Here is a 17,002-nt window from a genome sequence, read left to right as displayed (position 1 = left end):
CATGCTAGATCCGACGACTGACATGACCCGCAGCACCTTCGGCCGCGCCGGCGGCGTGGTCACCACGGGGCGAGGTGACCACTGGACAGGAGTATCCCGGGGCTACACGCCGGGGCCGTTGTACGCGCCGCGGTGCGGCTTCGTGGTCGTGGACAGGGGATTCGCCCAGTGGTCGCGGCCTCCGTTGCCACTGATCACGGAGCCGTTGTTCAGGGCGGGGGAGGTGGACCGCAGCTTGTAGCCGTCGACGGAGCCGATCGCGTCGCCCCCAGTACCCGGCTTCACGAAGAGGGGCCGCCGACGATGCCGGGGCGGCTGCGTCAGACGTTCGCGAGGAGGCGTTCCAGAGGTCGGGGTACGTGCGTGAGGTCCAGGTGTGCGATCACGGCCTGCGCGTACTGCGCCTTGCGGCCGCTGTGCGTGCCCATGAACCGGCGCAGCTGGTGTTCCACGGGGCGTTCCCGCTGGGCCGGCTGGCCCTGGAACGTGAGGAAGGGGCGCATCTCGCCCTGGTCCTCGATCACCTGCTGTACGCCATCGGCACCGAGGGCGCGGATCAGCTCGTCCTCCAGGTCGGCGACGCACACCTGGAACCCGAGGGCCTCCAGTCCGGCGCGGGTGAGGCCGGAGCCGAGCCCGACCCGTTCCAGGTGGCGCCGGAAGTGCCGCTCCTCGCCGATGTCGCAGAGCCCCGCCAGCGGGAGGCCGAGCCCCGGCGGGCCGCACACGTTCAGGAAGCGCCCGATGCTCGTCGCGCCGCCGAGCGGTACCACCGCGACGCCTTCCGCGCCGAGGTCGCGGCCGTGGCGGGCGGCCAGGGCCTCGATCGCGACCTGGTCGCTGCTTCCCTCGACGAGCACGACCGTACGCACACCACCGGCCAGTTCCTCCGCCGCCTCGGCTGCCGCGTCAGCACCCGCCCCGCCGGCCGCCCATGCGACCGCCGCCTGACGGAATCGCCTCAACTCGTCCACGAGACCTCGCTTTCCGACGCCATCCTGCACGGCCGGGATCCCGTACGCACACACGTTTTCCCGACCCGTGTCGTGCACCGGCCCGGCCCTGTCGGGCCGTGCCGTCTGCCGTGTACGACGACGTGAACCCTGAGAAGGCGACGATCAGCTCCCCCGAGTTCCCCAACCCACCTCCCGACGGCCCGCAGGGACCGAGGCTCCTGCGGGCCGTCGGCTCCGGTCAACCGCCGGGTACTACCACCGGAACCTGACGAAACACTGCTGGCAGCAGCAGCCCGGCCATCGTCTTTACGGGTTGAGCCACTCCACGACCTCGACCACGTCCCCGACGGTCAGCACGCCCTCGCACACCACCGCGTTCTTCGCGCCGAAGCTGACCCGGTTGCCGTACTCCGGTTCGCGCCGGTACGTCGACAGGGTCCGGATCGGCTCCGGGCCCGCGCGGTGGCCGGTGGCCTGGTCGACCATCGGGACGGCGCACCGGGTCGCCCGTACCGAGTGGGCGAGTTCGACGGAGCCGATGGTCATCCGGCGGACCCGGTCCTCGAAGTGGGGTTCGTCGTCGCCGGTCAGGACGATGTTGGGGCGGAAGCGGTTCATGGGGACGGGCTCGGCGTCGCCCCGGGCGGTGATGCGGGCGTTGAGGTCGTCCAAGGAGGCGGTCGAGGCGACCAGCACCGCGTGCGCGTCCGCGAAGTTGACCTTGCCGGGGGTGTCGCCCCAGCCGTCCCGGTCGAAGCCGGGAACCACCCGTACCAGGCGGGACTTCGCGCCGAGCGCGTCGGAGAACCACTCCGCGACCTCGTCGCCCTGGTCGGCGGCCACGCCGAGCGGCCGGTCGAACATGCTGACGTCACGGCGCGCGCCGTCCCGGTCGATGTCCAGGCGCAACGGCTCGACGCCCCCGGCGGTCAGGGCCAACGCCGCTCCGCCGTCCAGGACTTCCACCCCGATCGCGGCCATCGCGGGGTGCGTGCGCTGGCTGCGGAAGGCGCCGTCGGCGGCGTCCACCACCATGAACGTGCGGTCGTGTTCGAGGCCGGTGCCGAAGACCTGCGCGGAGTCGACCATGGTCCCGGCGCAGCCCTTGACGGGGTAGTACGCCAGCTCGCGGACGGTGATCGTCATGGTGTCCCCTCCGGGGCGGCCGCTTCGAGGTCGTCGACGCTGCCGGACATGATGGTGCGGATGTGGCGGGTGAGGTGGTCGGTGGGCCAGTCCCACCAGGCGACGGCGAGGAGCCGGGCGACGGTCTCCTCGTCGTAGCGGGTGCGGATGAGGCGGGCGGGGTTGCCGCCGACGATGCCGTAGTCGGGTACGTCGGAGGTGACGACGGAGCCGGCGCCGATGATCGCGCCGTGCCCGATCCGTACGCCCGGCATCACCATGGAGCCGTAGCCGAACCAGACGTCGTTGCCGACGACCGTGTCGCCACGGCCCGGCAGTCCGGTCAGCAGATCGAAGTGGTCGGTCCAGGAACCGCCCATGGAGGGGAACGGGAACGTGGACGGGCCGTCCATCCGGTGGTTGGCGCCGTTCATGATGAACCGCGTACCGGTCCCGAGCGCGCAGAACTTGCCGATGACGAGCTTCTCCGGGCCGTAGTGGTACAGCACGTTGCGGGTCTCGAACCCGGTCGCGTCGTCCGGGTCGTCGTAGTACGAGAAGTCCCCGACCTCGATCAGTTCGGACTTCACCAGGGGCTTCAGCAGTACGACGCGGGGCTGGCCGGGCATCGGGTGCAGGACGGTGGGGTCGGCAGGGACTGGGGTCATGGGGCTCATCATCGCATCCACCTCGCATGATGTAAGTTTCTTTTAGGAACTGACAAGAGTGGAGAGGGGTACGCCGTGACGCCGGCACAATGGACCGAGGTCGACGACTACTTCAACGGTCTGCTGGTGGGCCCGGACGAAGCCCTGGACGCGGCCGTGGAAGCCAGTGACGGGGCCGGGCTCCCGGCGATCCAGGTCGCCGCCAACCAGGGCAAGCTGCTGAACCTGCTGGCCAGGCTCCAGGGGGCGCGCACCGTGCTGGAGATCGGCACCCTGGGCGGCTACAGCACCATCTGGCTGGCCCGCGCGTTGCCGGAGGGCGGCAAGGTCGTGACGCTGGAGGCCGATCCGGCGTACGCGGAGGTCGCGCGGGCCAACATCGAGCGGGCCGGGCTCACGGACGTCGTCGAGATCCGGATCGGCCGCGCCCTCGACACGCTGCCGGAGCTCGCGGCGCAGGGGTACGGGCCGTTCGACGTCGTGTTCATCGACGCCGACAAGCCGAGCAACCCCGACTACCTGGCCTGGTCCCTGAAGCTGACCCGGCCCGGCAGCCTGATCGTCGCCGACAACGTCGTACGCGACGGAGACGTTGTGGACGGCGAGAGCGAAGACCCGAAGGTGCAGGGCGTGCGCCGGTTCACCGAACTCGTGGCGGCCGAGCCGACGTTGACAGCGACCGCGCTGCAGACCGTCGGGAGCAAGGGGTACGACGGGCTGATGATGGTGCTGGTCACCGGGTAGGCCCCGGGGTCGCGTTGATACGATCGCGCGTTCGACGCGCGTCGATGGTGCGAAGGCTCCCGACCCCGGCAAGGCGGTCCCCGTGCCGGAGGTCGGCGGCCCGCTGCCCGGCTGACCTGCCCCTCGTGCAACCCGGCAGAGGGTGGCGTCGGCGGGAAAAGCGTTCGACCGGTGCGGTGGGGGCGGCCATGATCGGGTGTATGAGTTTGCGTGTGAGTGACCCGGTTCGTATTGGTACCGAGCGGCTTCCGGGAGGGCGGCTGCTGGGCTGGGCCGAGTGGGGACCGGAGGACGGGGTGCCGGTGCTGTTCTCGCCCGGGGCGGCCACCAGCAGGCATCTCGGCTTCGGCGCCGATGTGCTGGACGGACTCGGGGTACGGCTGATCTCCGTCGACCGCCCCGGTCTGGGAGTCTCCTCGCCCGCGTCGGGGCGTACGTTCGGTGACTTCGTCGACGACATCCGGGCGTTCGCCGGTCTGCGCGGCCTGGGGCGGCCCCTGATGGTCGGCAATTCGCAGGGGGCGCCCTTCGCCCTGGCGTGCGCCGCCGCCGGGGCGGTCCGGGCGCTCGCGGTGGTCTCCGGTGCGGACGAGGTCGCGGAGCCGGGCTTCGCCGATGCGCTTGCGGAGGAGCTGCGGGGGCTGGTCGGCCTGGCCGTGTCCGATCCGGCCGCCGCCGAGCAGGTCTTCGCCGGGTTCACCCCGCAGGGCATGTGGGACATGGTCATGTCCGGCAGCCCGGAGTGCGACCTCGATGTGTACCGGCAGCCCGCGTTCGCCGCGGCGTACCGGCGTGCACTCGACGAAGCCTTCGCGCAGGGGGCGGCCGGATATGCCCGGGACACCGTCCTCGCCATGGGGCGCTGGGGGATCGGGCTGTCGGACATCTCCGTACCCGTCGACCTCTGGTACGGGGAGAAGGACACCGGTCACTCGCCGGACCAGGGGGTCCGGCTGGCCTCGCGCATCCCGGGCGCGGTCCGGCACCTGGTCCCGGAGGTGGGTGGGGCGGTGCTCTGGACCCACGCCGAGCAGGTGCTGAGCATGCTGCTGGAGCGCGGTGCGACCCCCTGAGTTTTTGGACGTGCCGGTAGGGTCCCCATCTGTCACGTCGGGACGAGCCCCCTGTGACCCCCTGAGTCCTCGGACATGACAGAAGGGCCCTCGCCTGTCACGTCCAGGCGAGGGCCCTCCCTTCATCCGCCTGCCCGGTGAAGGTTGAGAAGACGATCACGAGGCAGGGCGTACTTGTGGCCCCCGGTCAGGGGGCGAGCAGCAGTACGTCGGCGCGCTCCTTGGCAGCCGCGTAACGCTTCGCCACGTCCTGCCAGTTGACGACGGCCCACATCGCCTCGATGAAGTCGACCTTCTGGTTCTTGTACTGGAGGTAGAAGGCGTGCTCCCAGGCGTCGAAGACCAGGACCGGGACGGATCCCTGGCCGACATTGCCCTGGTGGTCGTAGACCTGCTCGACGATCAGCTTGTCGCTGACCGGCTCGTACGCCAGGACGCCCCAGCCGGAGCCCTGCGTGGTGGCCGCGGCCTTCGTCAGCTGGGCCTTGAAACCGGCGAACGAGCCGAACGACTCGGTGATCGCGTCCGCCAGGTCACCGACACCGTCCGCCGCGAGCGGCTCGCCGCCGCCGTCGCCGGTCATGTTGTGCCAGTAGATCGAGTGCAGGATGTGGCCGGAGAGGTGGAACGCGAGGTTCTTCTGGAGCCCGTTGATCGCTCCCCAGGCCTCCTTTTCGCGCGCCTCCGCCAGCTGCTCCAGGGTGTCGTTCGCGCCCTTCACGTACGCGGCGTGGTGTTTGTCATGGTGGAGCTCGATGATCTGCGGATTGATGACCGGTTCGAGCGCCGCGTAGTCGTACGGGAGTTCCGGAAGCGTGTACGTGGCCATGTGGTCGAACCCTCCAGCTGCTGCATTGTTGTTATTGCAACCTATGTGCAAGAGCAGGCTAACAGCAGGAGGTGGGGCGAAGTGATCAGCCTTTGGGCCTAGTACCGTCCTCGTGACAGTGGCCGGGCAGGCCCTGCCGGAGGCGCGGCCTCGTCGTTCGCGGGGGCTGGTGCGGGCCTGGGCGCCGTCCCCGGCGCCGGGTGGACCGGCGCCGGGCGGCAAGACCTCCGGGGTCGCGCGTGAGTCGTCAGGCCGAACGGAGAGCGTCCGTCGGGGACGCCTTGGCGGCGCGCAGCGCCGGGTGGATTCCGGCCAGGGCGGCCACCAGAACCGACACCAGCGGTCCGGCGACGACTGTGTAGAGCGGGATCGATGCCGGCCAGCCCTGGGCGAACGCGTAGCCGTACACGGTGAGGCCGCCCATGATCAGGCCGCCGACGCCGCCGATGAAGCCCATCAGGACGGCCTCCAGCAGGAATTGCACGGCGATCTGGCCACCTCGGGCGCCCAGCGCGCGACGCAGTCCGATCTCGCCTCGGCGTTCCATCACGCCCACCACCATGGTGTTGGCAATGCCGACGCCGCCTACGAGCAGGGCGACTCCGGCGAGGGCGAGGACCAGCCCGGTGAGGGCGTTCTTCGCCTCCGCGCGTGCCGTGTACAGGTCGGACGGGCGGCTGACCGCGACGATGCTCGGGTTGGCGGGGTCCGCGGTGGCCCCGGCCACCGCCTGCACGTCGGGGACGCGTTCCGGGTACGTCCTGAGATAGATGGTGACGGCGGTGCCGTCCGCGCCCAGGTGGGCGGTGGCTTGGGGCCAGCCGACGAGGGCGGCGGTGGCGAGCTCGGGGGAGAGTTCGTTCGGCGCCAGGATTCCGCCGACGACGAACCACCGCCCGCCCAGCCACACCCGCTCGCCCGGCCCGCTCACGCCGAGCCGTTGCGCGGCCTGCTCGCCCAGTACGGTCACCGGGAGGTTCTCGCTCGCCGGGTCCAGCCAGTGCCCGCTCTTCATGTGCATGCGCAGGGCGCTGAGCAGGTTGAGCCGAGCGGCCAACACGGTGATGCTGCCGGTCCGTTCCGCCGGAATGAGGTCGTTGCGGTAGACATGGGCCGTGGTGGCCCCGGTCGCGGTGACCTGCTGGACAGGGGCGATGTTGGCGAGCATCTTCTCGGCGGTGAGCGGCAGCGGCACCGTCTTCTGGTCGGGCCCCTTGCCGGGGGCGACGGTGAGCAGGTTGGAACCGAGCTGGTCGAGCCGTTCGAGCAGGTGGGCCTGGTTGGAGTGCGAGATGCCGGTCACCGCGATGACGGCCGCGATGCCGAGCGAGATGCCGAGCGCGGACAACGCGGAGCGCATCTTCCGGGTGCGCGGACCGATCATGCCAAGGCGCAGCAGGTCCGTCGGACGCAGCCGGGTGCGGCGCAGGGGGGACGTCACAGGGCCGCTCCCGCCGGGTGCGCGCCGCGTTCGTCGAAGCCGATGCGGCCGTCGTGGATGCCGATGCGCCGGGGGAAGGACGCGGCAAGGTCGCGGTCGTGGGTGATGACGACGACCGTGGTGCCGTCGGCGTTCAGGGTGCGCAGCAGGTCGACGACGGACGCTCCGGAGACGCTGTCGAGGGCACCGGTGGGCTCGTCGGCCAGCAGCAGTGCGGGGCGTCCGACGAGCGCGCGGGCGATGGCGACCCGCTGCTTCTCGCCGCCGGAGAGTTGGTCGGGACGGTGGCCGAGCCGGTGGCCGAGGCCCACTTCGCGGAGCGCTTCGGCGGCGCGGGCACGACGCACGGAGACGGGCGCGCCGCTGTAGAGGAGACCGGTGGCGACGTTCTCGACCGTGCTGAGCCCGGACAGCAGGAAGAACTGCTGGAAGACGAAGCCGATCCGGTGCGCGCGCAAGGCGGCCAGCTCGGGGTCCAAGAGGCTGGACAAGTCGCGCCCTTCGAATCGGAGCCGGCCGCCGGTGGGCCGGTCGAGCGAGCCGAGCAGCGCGAGAAGGGTGGACTTGCCGGAGCCGGACGGGCCGACGACGGCGAGGAGTTCGCCCGCCTCGACGGTCAGGTCGATGCCGTGCAGGATGCGCAGCGGCGGCGAGCCCGGGTACTCCTTGACGACGCCGGTGAGCTCCAGGACCGGTGCTTCGCCCGAAGGCTGAGAGGCCGTCACTTCGGGACCACCACCTGGTCGCCGGCCCGGATGCCGCCGGATATCTGCGCCTTGGCGTCGGCGACGAGCCCCAGCTGCACCTTGACCAGCCGGGCGGTGGTGGCGTCGGCTCCGTCTGCCACCTTCACGCCGTAGCCACCGCCTTCCAGTGCGAGCAGCGCGGTGACCGGCACGATGAGTGCATCACTGACGCTGTCTCCGACGACGCTGACGACCACCGAGGAGGGACCGGACTTTCTGGCCAGGCGCTGGCCGTCCAGGGCGATGGTGACCGTGGTCTTGTCCGAGCCGTCACCGCTGCCGCCGCCCGACCCGCCTTCCTCGCCCCCCGCGCCGCCACGGACCAGGGAGCGGATGCGGCCGTCGATCGTGCCGCCCTCCGTGAGCTTCACGGTCACCTTGCCGTTGGGCTTGAAACGGGAGAGCTGGTTCTCGGCGGGCTGCACCGTCGCCACCAGATCTGTGCTGGTCACGGTCAGGACCGAACCGGTCCCGACCGCCGCGCCGAGCTGCGCGCCGACTCGCTGTACGCGTGCGGTGGCCTGCGGCAGCATGACCACGCTGCCGAGCGTGACCGTGCCGGTCTGCGGCATACCGAGCGCCTTCTGCCAGCGTTTGACCGCGGTGGCGGTGCCCGGGGTGAACCTCTGGTCGGCCGCCAGGCCGAGCCCCTCGGCATGGCCGAGCTCGATCAGATTGCGCTTGAGCTGTTCGACATCGGGGCCGTCGGTCGTCCCCGGGCCGAGGTCGCGCCACATCGGCCGCTCGCCCTTGAGGAGCACCACGGGCCGGCCGTCGACCTCGTAGAGCCTGCCGCCGGTCCTGATGACGGTGCCGACGGCGGGCAGCGCGGTGAGCGTGCCCCGGCCCGTGGCGACGACGGGCGTGGGGTTGTCGAAGCCGAGTGCGCCGCCGGCCTGGATGCCGGTGGACAGCGAACCCTTCTCGACCGCGACGACGTCGTAGGCGACGGGCGCCTGCCCGGTAGTGGATTCTCCGCGTTCCCAGGGGCGGATCACAGCGAATGCTGCCGAACCGCCGAGCACGGCGATCAGGAGCAGTGGGACGACGACGTTGCGGCGGCTCCTCGGTGCCCGGGCCGGCGTGCTGTCGGCGGGGGCAGCGGTCTTGTCGGTGCGGCTCATGTCATTCGCCGATCGTGTAGCCGGGCATCGGGAGCTTGCCGCAGGCCGGCTGGATGGCTTCCCACTTGGCCGCGTCGAACGTCGCCCTGGTGAAGGTGACGACGGCCGTCCGGGGGTCGGGGTCGGGGATGTCCGGGTAACCGTTCTTGCGTGCGCATGCGACGAAGGCGCGCGCCTGCTTGGCGAGCTTTTCCTCGGTCTTCCCGGTGACCTGCTGGACACCGGGGACCTTGGCGTCGCAGACCTTGGCGGCCTTCTCGTACCCCTCGGCCGACTTGCCGTCGGCGCTGGACGCCGGGAAGGTGATGTTGCCGTCCTTGTCCTGTTCGACTTGCGTCTGCCCCTGCTTGTGCATGCAATCGACCCAGGCCTGCCGGAGTGCGGCACCGTCCTGCTGTTCGGTCTTCTTCGCGCCGTTGTCCCCGGCCACCCTGGGCGCCGAGTCGTCCGAGGAACAGGCGCTCAGCAGCAGTGCCGCCGCCATGACGGCTGACGCCAGGAGGGTCCGTCGGGTTAGACCGTGCATTTTTTGAGCTCCTTGCCGGATGTCGACGATGACGTCCGACAGTTCTATGGACCCGCGCGTTAGCCACTTGTCAGCGCCGGACTAACCGCCGGCTAACCCCCGTGGGGGCAGACTGGCGGCCACACCGCTCAGCGGGGCGAGGTGCGGCAGAACGGAGCAGAGCGGAATGCGGGTGCTGATCGTCGAGGACGAGGCCGATCTGGCCGCGATGCTGGCCGAGGGCCTGAGCGACGAGGGCATGGTCTGCGATGTCGCGCACGACGGCGCCCGCGCGCTGGAGCTGACGGCCGCGACCGACTACGACGTCCTGATCCTGGACCGGGACCTGCCCAAGCGGAGCGGTGACGCGGTCTGCCGGGCGTTGAACACGGTCGGCTACCCGGCCCGCATCCTCATGCTGACCGCCGCCGGCACCCTCTCCGACCTGGTCGACGGGCTCGGCCAGGGCGCCGACGACTACCTGGCCAAGCCGTTCTCGTACCTGGAGCTGGTGGCCCGGCTGCGCGCGCTGGGGCGGCGAGCCCCGGGCGGCAGCTCCAGCACGGTGCTGAGCAGGAACGGGGTGAGTCTGGACACCGTGCGCAGAGTCGCCGAACGAGACGGCCGGCCGCTGAAGCTCACGCCCCGGGAGCTCGGTGTCCTGGAACTGCTGCTCGCCGCGGACGGCGCCCCGGTAGCCACCGGACAGTTGCGGGATGCGCTGTGGGACACCGCGCTGGATCCGGCGACCACCGCGGTCCGGGTAACCGTGCACGCACTGCGCCGCAAGATCGGCGAACCCGCGCTGATCGTCCACGACCCCGGCTACGGGTACCGGCTGTGAAGCGCGCGGGGCTCGTCCGTCTGTCGCCGCACCGGCTGCCGCTGCGCGGCCGGCTGACGCTGGTGACGACGGCTGTCTTCGCGGTCCTCGGCTGCGGGCTGCTCCTGTTGAACTGGCTGAGCTCCCGGCAACTCCTTGAGGCGTACCGCGATCTGGTCGTGCCGGCCGCTGTCACGTCCGAGGCCGGCACGGGGGAGGCCGGCACGCCGGCGCAAGGCTCCGGCGCCGCGCGGGCCGAGGGCGCCGGGCCGCCCGAGGCGCCGGGATCGACCGACGCCGCAGCAGTCGACGCCGCGCACAACTTCGACGACTTCCAGAACAGTGTCCTCGACGGCCTCCTGCTGCGGTCCCTGCTGATGCTCGTGGCCTTCACCGTGCTCGCCGCCGTACTCGCCTGGTGGGCCGGCCGCCGCTCTCTGCGCCGGCTCAGCCAGGTCACCGCGGCGGCCCAGCGCATCAGCACCGGCAACACGCTGGACGAACGGCTCGGCCTGACCGGCCCGCACGACGAGGTCCGCGAACTCGGCGACACCTTCGACGCGATGCTCGACCGTTTGGACCGCAGCTTCACCGCGCAGCGCCGCTTCACCGCGCACGCCTCGCACGAACTGCGTACGCCGCTCACCCTCCAGCGCACCGCGTTGGAGATCCCGCTGGCGCAGGGCCGGGTTCCCGCCGACCTGAAGCCCGCTGTGCAGCGCGCGCTGGACGCCAACGCCCGTACCGAACGGCTGATCGCGGCACTGCTGACGCTCGCGCGCGGTGGGACCGAGACCTCGGTCCCACAGCCGGCCGACCTCGCGGACGCCGCCCGGGACGCCTTGGCGGACCTGGCCGAGGAGGCCCGCGCGGCCGGTATCCGGGTCACCGGCACACCGGAGCCCGCGCCGGTCGCGGGCGACCCGGCGCTGATCCGGCAGATCGCGCTGAACCTGCTGGCCAACGCGGTACGGCACAACCACCGTGACGGCACGGCGTCGGTGGTCACCGGCACCACGGACGCCGCGGCCTACATAGAGGTCGCCAACACCGGTCCCGTGCTGGCCCCGGACGAGATTCCGGCCCTGTTCGAGGCGTTCCATCGTGGCCAGGAACACCGCGGCAACGGTGCCGGGCTCGGACTCGCGGTGGTCCGGACGATCACCGTCACGCACCGCGGAAGGGTGGCCGCCGTCCCCAGGGCCGGGGGCGGCCTCACCGTGCGCGTCGAACTTCCTTGTCGCAGCGGTGAGTTCGGCGGATAGCCAGGAGATCCCGGACCAGCCACTACGAACAACGAGGCCACACCGCCACCCCCACTCGCTGCCCGTGCCGGTTCGGCCGTCATCCGAATTCCCGGATGGTGCGCGGAGGCCCGGACCGGGCACCACGGGACGTCGCGGGTGCGGTGCCCCCGGCCCTGGCGACGCTCAATCCGGGCGTTAGCGTTAGTGCCATGACGATCGAGCATGCTGCCTGCCGGTTCTCTGTCACCTCGCTGACCGCGCTTGCCGGGCTGCATGTCGCATGGGGGCTGGGCTCGGCATGGCCGCTGCCGGACCGGGAAACCTTCTCCGACGTGGTGGTCGGCCGCCCGGATCCGCCGGGCCCGGTGGCGTGTTTCGCGGTGGCGGGCGCGTTGGGGACCGCGGCACTGCTGGTCGCGGGCAGACCGCGGCGGCGCCCGGCGTTGTCCCGGCTCGGTGCGGCCGGCGTCGCGGGCGTACTCGCTCTGCGCGGTGCGGCCGGGCTGTCGGGGCGGACGGACCTGCTGGCTGCGGGATCGACCTCCCCCCGCTTCCGGCGCCTCGACCGGCTCGCCTATTCGCCGCTGTGCCTCGCGCTCGCCGCCTCGACCGCGATCGCCACCGCCCGGCGCAGCGGGTAGCCGGCTGACGGGCGGTGACGATGCCGCCGCCACGATGCGGTCCGGAGCACCGGCGTCAAGACCACGCATGAACCCGGAACTCACCGCATCCAAGCCGGGGACCAGCACAGATAAAGAGGTCCGGCCGGAGTGCCAGGGCTCGTCCATCCGGCAGGCCGATGACGGAGCGACGTGGCGCCGCTGTTGGGGCAGAGTCGAGTCGAGAGCGTCGGCGAGCTCGGAGATCGTGGGCCTGGCGGCCGGGTCGGGCCGGAGACAGTCGTCGACGGCCGTGGCCAGGTCACGGGGGAGGCGTCGGCGGGACGCGACCGGCGGCGCGGTCTCCTCCAGTTGCGGGTACCGGTCCGTCGCGTCGGTAGTGGTCTCGGTGTCGTTCGTGCCGGTCGTTCCGCCCGTGGACCGGTCGGGGGCGAACGGCGCGCCTCCGGTGGCGACTTCGTACAGCGTGACGCCGATGCCCCACACATCGGCCGCGGCCGACAGCGGCCCGCCCCGCGCCTGTTCGGGGGACAGATGGCGGAAGGTGCCGATGCCCGCGGGGGCGATGCCGGGCGGCCGGGCCGCGCTCAGGTCGAGCACCTTGGCATGCCCGCATTCGACCACCACGTTGGACGGCTTGAGGTCCAGGTGGAGCAGCCCCTGACCGTGGAGGTAATGGAGCGCGGAACACAACTGCACGCCGAGCAGCGCCAGATCCTGGGCGGACACCCGGCGCCGCAGCCGGCCGACGAGGTGCGACAGCGTCTCGCCGGTCAGCGTCTCCAGCACGACGACCGGCTCGGGCGAGTCGAAGGTCTCGTACGCGCGGACCAGATGCGGATGGGTGAAGGCCAGCAGCCAGTGGCCCTCCCGCCGCAGCCGCTCGCGCAGCCGCTGTTCGTCGCGGCGGTCGGGGCGCAGCACCTTCACCACGCACCGGCAGTCCCGCTCCTCGCTCCACGCGTCGTAGAGGTCGAGCCAGCCGGTCCGGGCCAGATGAGCCAGGACCTCGTACCCCGGCGCGGGACTCGCCTGGGGCATGAGCGGCGGGGCCGGTGGCGGGGTGGTGCGGGGGCTCATGACAGGACCTTCCGCAGTGGCGGTGGCGGGCCGGTCCCCGCACTCAGCCGGTGCAGCCGGGCGTAGGCGCCGTCGCGCAGCAGCAGCTCCTCGTGCGTGCCGCGTTCGACCACCCGGCCGCGGTCCAGCACCACCGTGGACGTGGCGTCGCGGACGGTCAGCAGATTGTGCGAGATGACGACGGTGGTGCGCCCGGCCATCAGCCGGCGCAGCGGTTCCATGATCCGGCGGCCCGACCCGGCGTCCAGCCCGGTGGTCGGCTCGTCCAGGAGCAGCACGGGCGCGTCCCTGATCATCGCGCGGGCGATCGCGAGGCGCTGGGCCTGCCCGCCGGACAGCGTCCGGCCGCGTTGGCCCACCACGGTGTCGTAGCCCTCGGGGAGCAGCCGGATGAAGCCGTCGGCGTCGGCGGCGCGGGCCGCCGCGACGATGTCCGCCTCCGTCGCGTCCGGGCGGCCGTAGGCGATGTTCTCCCGCACCGTGCCGTGCAGGACGAGCGTCTCCTGAAGCACCACCGCGACGTTCTCCCGCAGCTCGGACAGGAGCAGCTCCCTGAGATCCCTGCCGTCCAGCAGGATCGCGCCCCGGTCCGGGTCGTAGAAGCGCAGTTGCAGCTTCCCGGCCGTGGACTTGCCGGCGCCGCTCGCGCCGACCAGCGCCAGCGTCGTGCCGGGTGCCACATGGAACGACACGTCCGCCAGCGCCCACCGGGACGTACCCGGGTAGCGGAAGGAGACGCCGCGGAACTCCACCTCGCCCCGGGCACGCCCGATCCGCCGGGCTCCGGCGGCCTCGGCGACCTGGGGGCGCTGGTCGAGCAGCTCGATGATCCGCTCGGCGGAGGCGGATGCCGCGTAGAACGTACTGGCAAGACGGGACAGATCGCGGACCGGGCCGTAGAGGTTGCCCAGCAGCGCCAGGAAGACCAGCAGCCCGCCCAGGGTGAGCTGCCCCTGCGCCAGCTTCCAGGTGCCCAGGCCCATGACGGCCAGCGCACCGGCCAGCTCGATGACCTCGACGACCGGGCCGTACACGGCACGGATGCGCGCCGAGGCCATCGCCGCGTGGAACTTGCCCACGCTCTCGCGCTCGAACCGGCGCTCCTCCGTCTCCTGCCGGTTGTACGCCTGCACCAGCGCGACATTGCCGAGCGACTCCTCGGCGATCGCGCTGATCGAACCGCTGCGCCGCCGCCGCTCCCGCGACGCGGTCTTGACCAGCCGGGAGAAGTGCCGGGCCGCGTACCAGAAGAGCGGCACGATGACGAGCGCCAGAAGGGTCAGGTCCCAACGCAGGTAGAACAGCAGACCCAGGAAGACGCCCAGCCGAATCACGAAGTAGAGGCCGTCCGCCACCCCGGAGAGAAGGAACGTCTCGACCGCGTCGACATCGCCCGTGATGCGCGACAGCACGTCCCCCAGCCGGCGCCGCTCGAAGAAGCCGAGCGAGAGACCTTGGACGTGCCGGAACACATCCGAACGCAGAGCCAGCAGGAAACGCTCGCTCACCCAGGTGGACAGCACCTCGTCGGCGAACTCCAGTACACCGGAGCAGAGGATGAGCGCCGCGTACGCCGGCGCGATCCAGGCGAAGGGGCGCAGGTCGCGCGGGACGAGGACGTCGTCCACCACGATCTTGAAGAGCCAGATCTCGGCCGCGTCGACCACGGGACCGATCAGGCTGAGGGCGACGATCGGAACGAGCCGGTGCCGGCCGCCGCGCGTGTACGGCCAGAAGCGTCGGAACACCTCGCGCGGGGCGACCGCGGGCGCGGCGGCGACGACCGCGTCGGGATCGTCCGCCACCGACAGCAACCGCCGCACGAAATGGTGCGAGACACGCCTCATCGACGCGTTCCTTGTGGACCGACGGCTGAGCGGACCAGGAACAGAGGCCCGCTCAGCCGTGCCGGGTGGTGGTCACCAGTGGTGACCGTGGTGGGTGTCACGGCGACCACGGTGGCGACGGTGCCCTTCGCCGCGGTCGTCGTGCCCCGAGGTCATGTTCCTCTTTTCGTCACGGTGCTTGGCGGGGATCAGATGCTTGAAGATCGCCATGGGCTTCCCTCCTCAGAGGCTTCTGGACGGAATACGCTCCAAGGCGCTCGTGGGATTGCCGTTCCCGGGGATTTTCCGTTCCGCCGCCCGCGCCGCCGGCCTTCAGCCACGCCAGGAAGGCGAGCACGAAGAGGACTTCGGAGATCAGGCACAGGATGCCGTACGGCGGTTCCCAGCCGGATTCGCGGTAGCCCGGCAGTCCGACGGTCCGCGACAGCAGGAAACCCACGATCATCCCGATGCTGGTGGCGGCCCCGATCAGCCATGCGCCGAGCGGCCGTTGCCGGCCGAGGAGGCCCGCGGCGACGGCGAGCAGCACCACACCGCCGATCAGGAACAGGACGCCGATGTACGGCATCTCCGTCAGGTGCGAGGGAACCAGCAGGAGATGGAGCACCGCGCTCGCCAGGGCGCAGATCGCTCCGGTCGCGAGCAATGCCATGTGTGTCGTGCGGGGCGTCATCACGACTCCAAGGGTCAGAGGCGGCGTGCGCCGCCGTGCGTCGGTAGGGCGCGCCTTCATTTCCTACGGCACCGCTGGGCCGAGGGTTCATGATCGGCCCGGCCTGCCCTGCCCTGCCCGGCCTGTCTGCCCGCCCGCCCCGTCCGAACGAGAGGTCCCGGGGCGCCCGCAGCAGGAAATCCGCGCGGGCGCGTGTTACGTAAGGAGTATGCGCAGGATTGGCATCCCCCTGGAGCGGGTGCCCGACGAAGCGCTGCTGGCCGGGCTCATGACCGGCGATCCCGAGATCGCCGTGGCCTTCGTACGGCGGTTCCAGCGTCGGGTCTTCGGTGTGGCCCTCGCCGTGGTGGGCGATATCCAGCTCGCCGAGGACATCGCCCAGCAGACCTTCGAGCGCGCCTGCCGGCACGCCCAGGTCTACGACCCGCGCCGGGGATCGGTGCCCACCTGGCTGTCCGCCATCGCGCACAACCTCGCGATCGACGCGGTACGTGCCCGCAAGGCCACCCCGGTCGACCCCGCGGATCTGGAGAACATGATGGAAACCATCGCCGACACGCCGGAGCGGCACGCACTCTCCGCCGAAGCCGCGGCGGACCTGCGCCGAGCGGTCGGCCGGTTGCCACGGGAACAGGCACGTGCCCTGGTGATGGCCGGCATCTACGGGATGACGGCCCAGCAGGTCGCCGACTTCGAGCGGATACCGCTCGGTACCGCCAAGACCCGTATCAGGGCGGCCATGGGCAAGGTCCGGGCGTCCCTCGCGGCCGGGCAGGTGGAACCATGACCGGCAACGACGGGCTGAGCTGCGAGCAGCTCCGGGAGATCGGCGCGGAGCTGGCGCTCGGTGTGCTGCCCGCCAGGGAGCGGGCCGGGGCGATGGACCACCTGGAGGACTGCGCCGCCTGCCGCGAGCACGTCCACGAGCTGACCGCCGCCTCGGACGCGCTGCTGGACCTCGTCCCGGGCAGCGAACCGCCGGCCGGGTTCGAGGACCGGGTGATCGAGCGGCTCGGGCTCGCCCCGGCGCGGCGGCCGGCCGTCCGGCACCCGCGGTGGCGGCGGATCGCCCTCGCCGCCGCCGCGGCGGCAGCGGGCCTGGCACTCGGCGGCGGCGGCTGGGTGCTCGGCGCGTACACCGGCACCCCGGCCCCGGTCGCGCCCATCGCCTCCCCGGTGCAGCCGCAGCTTCTCACCGCCCGACTCACCCACGGGAACCACTCGTTCGGGCAGGTCTACCTCTACGCCGGCGCCTCGCCCTGGCTGTACATGGCGGTGGACGCCGACGGGCACTCCGGCACCGTCCACTGCCTGGTCCAGCGGGCCGACGGCACCACCGTCAAGGCCGGATCCTTCACGCTCGACGCCGAGGGCTACGGCTCCTGGGGCGGGCCCTACCCGGCCGGCACGGCGCCGGTCACCGGCGTACGCCTGACCGACGCACACGGCACCGTGCTCGCGACCGCCACCTTCGGCCGGGCCCTGCGCTGATCAGGCGCGG

Annotated in this window: 18 protein-coding genes and 1 pseudogene; 7 read left to right on the top strand and 12 right to left on the bottom strand. The window is 71.6% G+C overall.

Annotated elements, in window-relative coordinates:
- Positions 1–102: 102 nt before the first annotated feature.
- From ACIRJP_RS21755 to ACIRJP_RS21740, 4 genes are all read right to left on the bottom strand, one after another.
- Positions 103–285: a hypothetical protein gene (locus tag ACIRJP_RS21755; protein WP_404176508.1), complete on the bottom strand. Its 183-nt coding sequence runs from the start codon at positions 283–285 to the stop codon at positions 103–105.
- Positions 286–320: 35 nt separating this feature from the next.
- A complete protein-coding gene (locus ACIRJP_RS21750; RefSeq protein WP_404176504.1) occupies positions 321–974 on the bottom strand; it encodes a TOPRIM nucleotidyl transferase/hydrolase domain-containing protein in 654 nt (217 codons plus the stop codon).
- Between the two features lie 288 nt (positions 975–1,262).
- Positions 1,263–2,102, bottom strand: coding sequence for an MOSC domain-containing protein (locus ACIRJP_RS21745; RefSeq protein ID WP_404176501.1), 840 nt, complete (start codon positions 2,100–2,102; stop codon positions 1,263–1,265).
- The gene (locus ACIRJP_RS21740; protein ID WP_404176498.1) at positions 2,099–2,749 is read right to left on the bottom strand and encodes a CatB-related O-acetyltransferase; all 651 of its coding nucleotides are present in this window, start codon (positions 2,747–2,749) and stop codon (positions 2,099–2,101) included. Before ACIRJP_RS21740 ends, ACIRJP_RS21745 begins: the two co-directional genes overlap by 4 nt.
- Positions 2,750–2,824: 75 nt before the next feature.
- On the opposite strand from ACIRJP_RS21740, the gene ACIRJP_RS21735 reads away from it, so the two are divergent.
- Both ACIRJP_RS21735 and ACIRJP_RS21730 read left to right on the top strand, forming a co-directional pair.
- A complete protein-coding gene (locus ACIRJP_RS21735; RefSeq protein ID WP_404176495.1) occupies positions 2,825–3,493 on the top strand; it encodes an O-methyltransferase in 669 nt (222 codons plus the stop codon).
- 200 nt (positions 3,494–3,693) lie between these two features.
- On the top strand, positions 3,694–4,566 hold the full coding sequence (locus ACIRJP_RS21730; RefSeq protein ID WP_404176492.1) for an alpha/beta fold hydrolase: 873 nt from the start codon (positions 3,694–3,696) through the stop codon (positions 4,564–4,566).
- Positions 4,567–4,753: 187 nt separating this feature from the next.
- Here the strand turns inward: ACIRJP_RS21730 and ACIRJP_RS21725 are convergent, their stop codons facing one another.
- The 5 genes from ACIRJP_RS21725 to ACIRJP_RS21705 all read right to left on the bottom strand — a co-directional run bounded on the left by ACIRJP_RS21725 (position 4,754) and on the right by ACIRJP_RS21705 (position 9,232).
- The gene (locus tag ACIRJP_RS21725) at positions 4,754–5,395 is read right to left on the bottom strand and encodes a superoxide dismutase (protein WP_404176489.1); all 642 of its coding nucleotides are present in this window, start codon (positions 5,393–5,395) and stop codon (positions 4,754–4,756) included.
- Positions 5,396–5,642: 247 nt separating this feature from the next.
- On the bottom strand, positions 5,643–6,836 hold the full coding sequence (locus ACIRJP_RS21720; RefSeq protein WP_404176486.1) for an ABC transporter permease: 1,194 nt from the start codon (positions 6,834–6,836) through the stop codon (positions 5,643–5,645).
- Positions 6,833–7,561, bottom strand: coding sequence for an ABC transporter ATP-binding protein (locus tag ACIRJP_RS21715; protein ID WP_404176483.1), 729 nt, complete (start codon positions 7,559–7,561; stop codon positions 6,833–6,835). The genes ACIRJP_RS21720 and ACIRJP_RS21715 overlap by 4 nt, the downstream gene beginning before the upstream one ends.
- Complete coding sequence (locus tag ACIRJP_RS21710; protein ID WP_404176479.1) at positions 7,558–8,706, bottom strand: peptidoglycan-binding protein; 1,149 nt, start codon at positions 8,704–8,706, stop codon at positions 7,558–7,560. The genes ACIRJP_RS21715 and ACIRJP_RS21710 overlap by 4 nt, the downstream gene beginning before the upstream one ends.
- Before the next feature lies 1 nt (position 8,707).
- Positions 8,708–9,232, bottom strand: a complete 525-nt coding sequence (locus tag ACIRJP_RS21705) for a hypothetical protein (RefSeq protein ID WP_404176476.1) — start codon at positions 9,230–9,232, stop codon at positions 8,708–8,710.
- 166 nt (positions 9,233–9,398) lie between these two features.
- Between ACIRJP_RS21705 and ACIRJP_RS21700 the strand changes: the two genes are divergently transcribed.
- From ACIRJP_RS21700 to ACIRJP_RS21690, 3 genes are all read left to right on the top strand, one after another.
- Positions 9,399–10,055: a response regulator transcription factor gene (locus ACIRJP_RS21700; protein ID WP_404176473.1), complete on the top strand. Its 657-nt coding sequence runs from the start codon at positions 9,399–9,401 to the stop codon at positions 10,053–10,055.
- Entirely contained in the window at positions 10,052–11,299 is a 1,248-nt protein-coding gene (locus ACIRJP_RS21695) for a sensor histidine kinase (protein ID WP_404176470.1), read from the top strand. Before ACIRJP_RS21700 ends, ACIRJP_RS21695 begins: the two co-directional genes overlap by 4 nt.
- A 191-nt stretch (positions 11,300–11,490) precedes the next feature.
- Complete coding sequence (locus tag ACIRJP_RS21690) at positions 11,491–11,922, top strand: DUF3995 domain-containing protein (RefSeq protein ID WP_404176467.1); 432 nt, start codon at positions 11,491–11,493, stop codon at positions 11,920–11,922.
- 216 nt (positions 11,923–12,138) lie between these two features.
- Here the strand turns inward: ACIRJP_RS21690 and ACIRJP_RS21685 are convergent.
- From ACIRJP_RS21685 to ACIRJP_RS21675, 3 genes and pseudogenes are all read right to left on the bottom strand, one after another.
- Positions 12,139–12,942: pseudogene (locus tag ACIRJP_RS21685) on the bottom strand (serine/threonine-protein kinase); the annotation flags it as partial.
- Positions 12,943–12,977: 35 nt separating this feature from the next.
- The gene (locus ACIRJP_RS21680; RefSeq protein ID WP_404176464.1) at positions 12,978–14,828 is read right to left on the bottom strand and encodes an ABC transporter ATP-binding protein; all 1,851 of its coding nucleotides are present in this window, start codon (positions 14,826–14,828) and stop codon (positions 12,978–12,980) included.
- A 169-nt stretch (positions 14,829–14,997) separates the two neighbouring features.
- The gene (locus tag ACIRJP_RS21675; protein ID WP_404176461.1) at positions 14,998–15,504 is read right to left on the bottom strand and encodes a hypothetical protein; all 507 of its coding nucleotides are present in this window, start codon (positions 15,502–15,504) and stop codon (positions 14,998–15,000) included.
- A 205-nt stretch (positions 15,505–15,709) separates the two neighbouring features.
- On the opposite strand from ACIRJP_RS21675, the gene ACIRJP_RS21670 reads away from it, so the two are divergent.
- Positions 15,710–16,288: an RNA polymerase sigma factor gene (locus ACIRJP_RS21670; protein ID WP_404176458.1), complete on the top strand. Its 579-nt coding sequence runs from the start codon at positions 15,710–15,712 to the stop codon at positions 16,286–16,288.
- Entirely contained in the window at positions 16,285–16,992 is a 708-nt protein-coding gene (locus ACIRJP_RS21665) for a hypothetical protein (RefSeq protein ID WP_404176455.1), read from the top strand. The genes ACIRJP_RS21670 and ACIRJP_RS21665 overlap by 4 nt, the downstream gene beginning before the upstream one ends.
- The last annotated feature ends 10 nt before the right edge of the window (positions 16,993–17,002 follow it).

This window comes from Streptomyces sp. NPDC102437, assembly GCF_044765565.1.
Lineage (GTDB): Bacteria > Actinomycetota > Actinomycetes > Streptomycetales > Streptomycetaceae > Streptomyces.
The sequence above is the reverse complement of the archived record's forward strand: the minus strand, read 5'-3'. Positions and strand labels throughout refer to the sequence as shown.

Excerpts from the sequence above, each read along its gene's own strand:
- ACIRJP_RS21710 (WP_404176479.1), bottom strand. The coding sequence starts at position 8,706 with ATGAGCCGCACCGACAAGACCGCTGCCCCCGCCGACAGCACGCCGGCC.
- ACIRJP_RS21670 (WP_404176458.1), top strand. The coding sequence starts at position 15,710 with ATGCGCAGGATTGGCATCCCCCTGGAGCGGGTGCCCGACGAAGCGCTG.
- ACIRJP_RS21690 (WP_404176467.1), top strand. The coding sequence starts at position 11,491 with ATGACGATCGAGCATGCTGCCTGCCGGTTCTCTGTCACCTCGCTGACC.
- ACIRJP_RS21700 (WP_404176473.1), top strand. The coding sequence starts at position 9,399 with ATGCGGGTGCTGATCGTCGAGGACGAGGCCGATCTGGCCGCGATGCTG.
- ACIRJP_RS21705 (WP_404176476.1), bottom strand. The coding sequence starts at position 9,232 with ATGCACGGTCTAACCCGACGGACCCTCCTGGCGTCAGCCGTCATGGCG.
- ACIRJP_RS21740 (WP_404176498.1), bottom strand. The coding sequence starts at position 2,749 with ATGACCCCAGTCCCTGCCGACCCCACCGTCCTGCACCCGATGCCCGGC.
- ACIRJP_RS21665 (WP_404176455.1), top strand. The coding sequence starts at position 16,285 with ATGACCGGCAACGACGGGCTGAGCTGCGAGCAGCTCCGGGAGATCGGC.
- ACIRJP_RS21680 (WP_404176464.1), bottom strand. The coding sequence starts at position 14,828 with ATGAGGCGTGTCTCGCACCATTTCGTGCGGCGGTTGCTGTCGGTGGCG.
- ACIRJP_RS21745 (WP_404176501.1), bottom strand. The coding sequence starts at position 2,102 with ATGACGATCACCGTCCGCGAGCTGGCGTACTACCCCGTCAAGGGCTGC.
- ACIRJP_RS21730 (WP_404176492.1), top strand. The coding sequence starts at position 3,694 with ATGAGTTTGCGTGTGAGTGACCCGGTTCGTATTGGTACCGAGCGGCTT.
- ACIRJP_RS21725 (WP_404176489.1), bottom strand. The coding sequence starts at position 5,395 with ATGGCCACGTACACGCTTCCGGAACTCCCGTACGACTACGCGGCGCTC.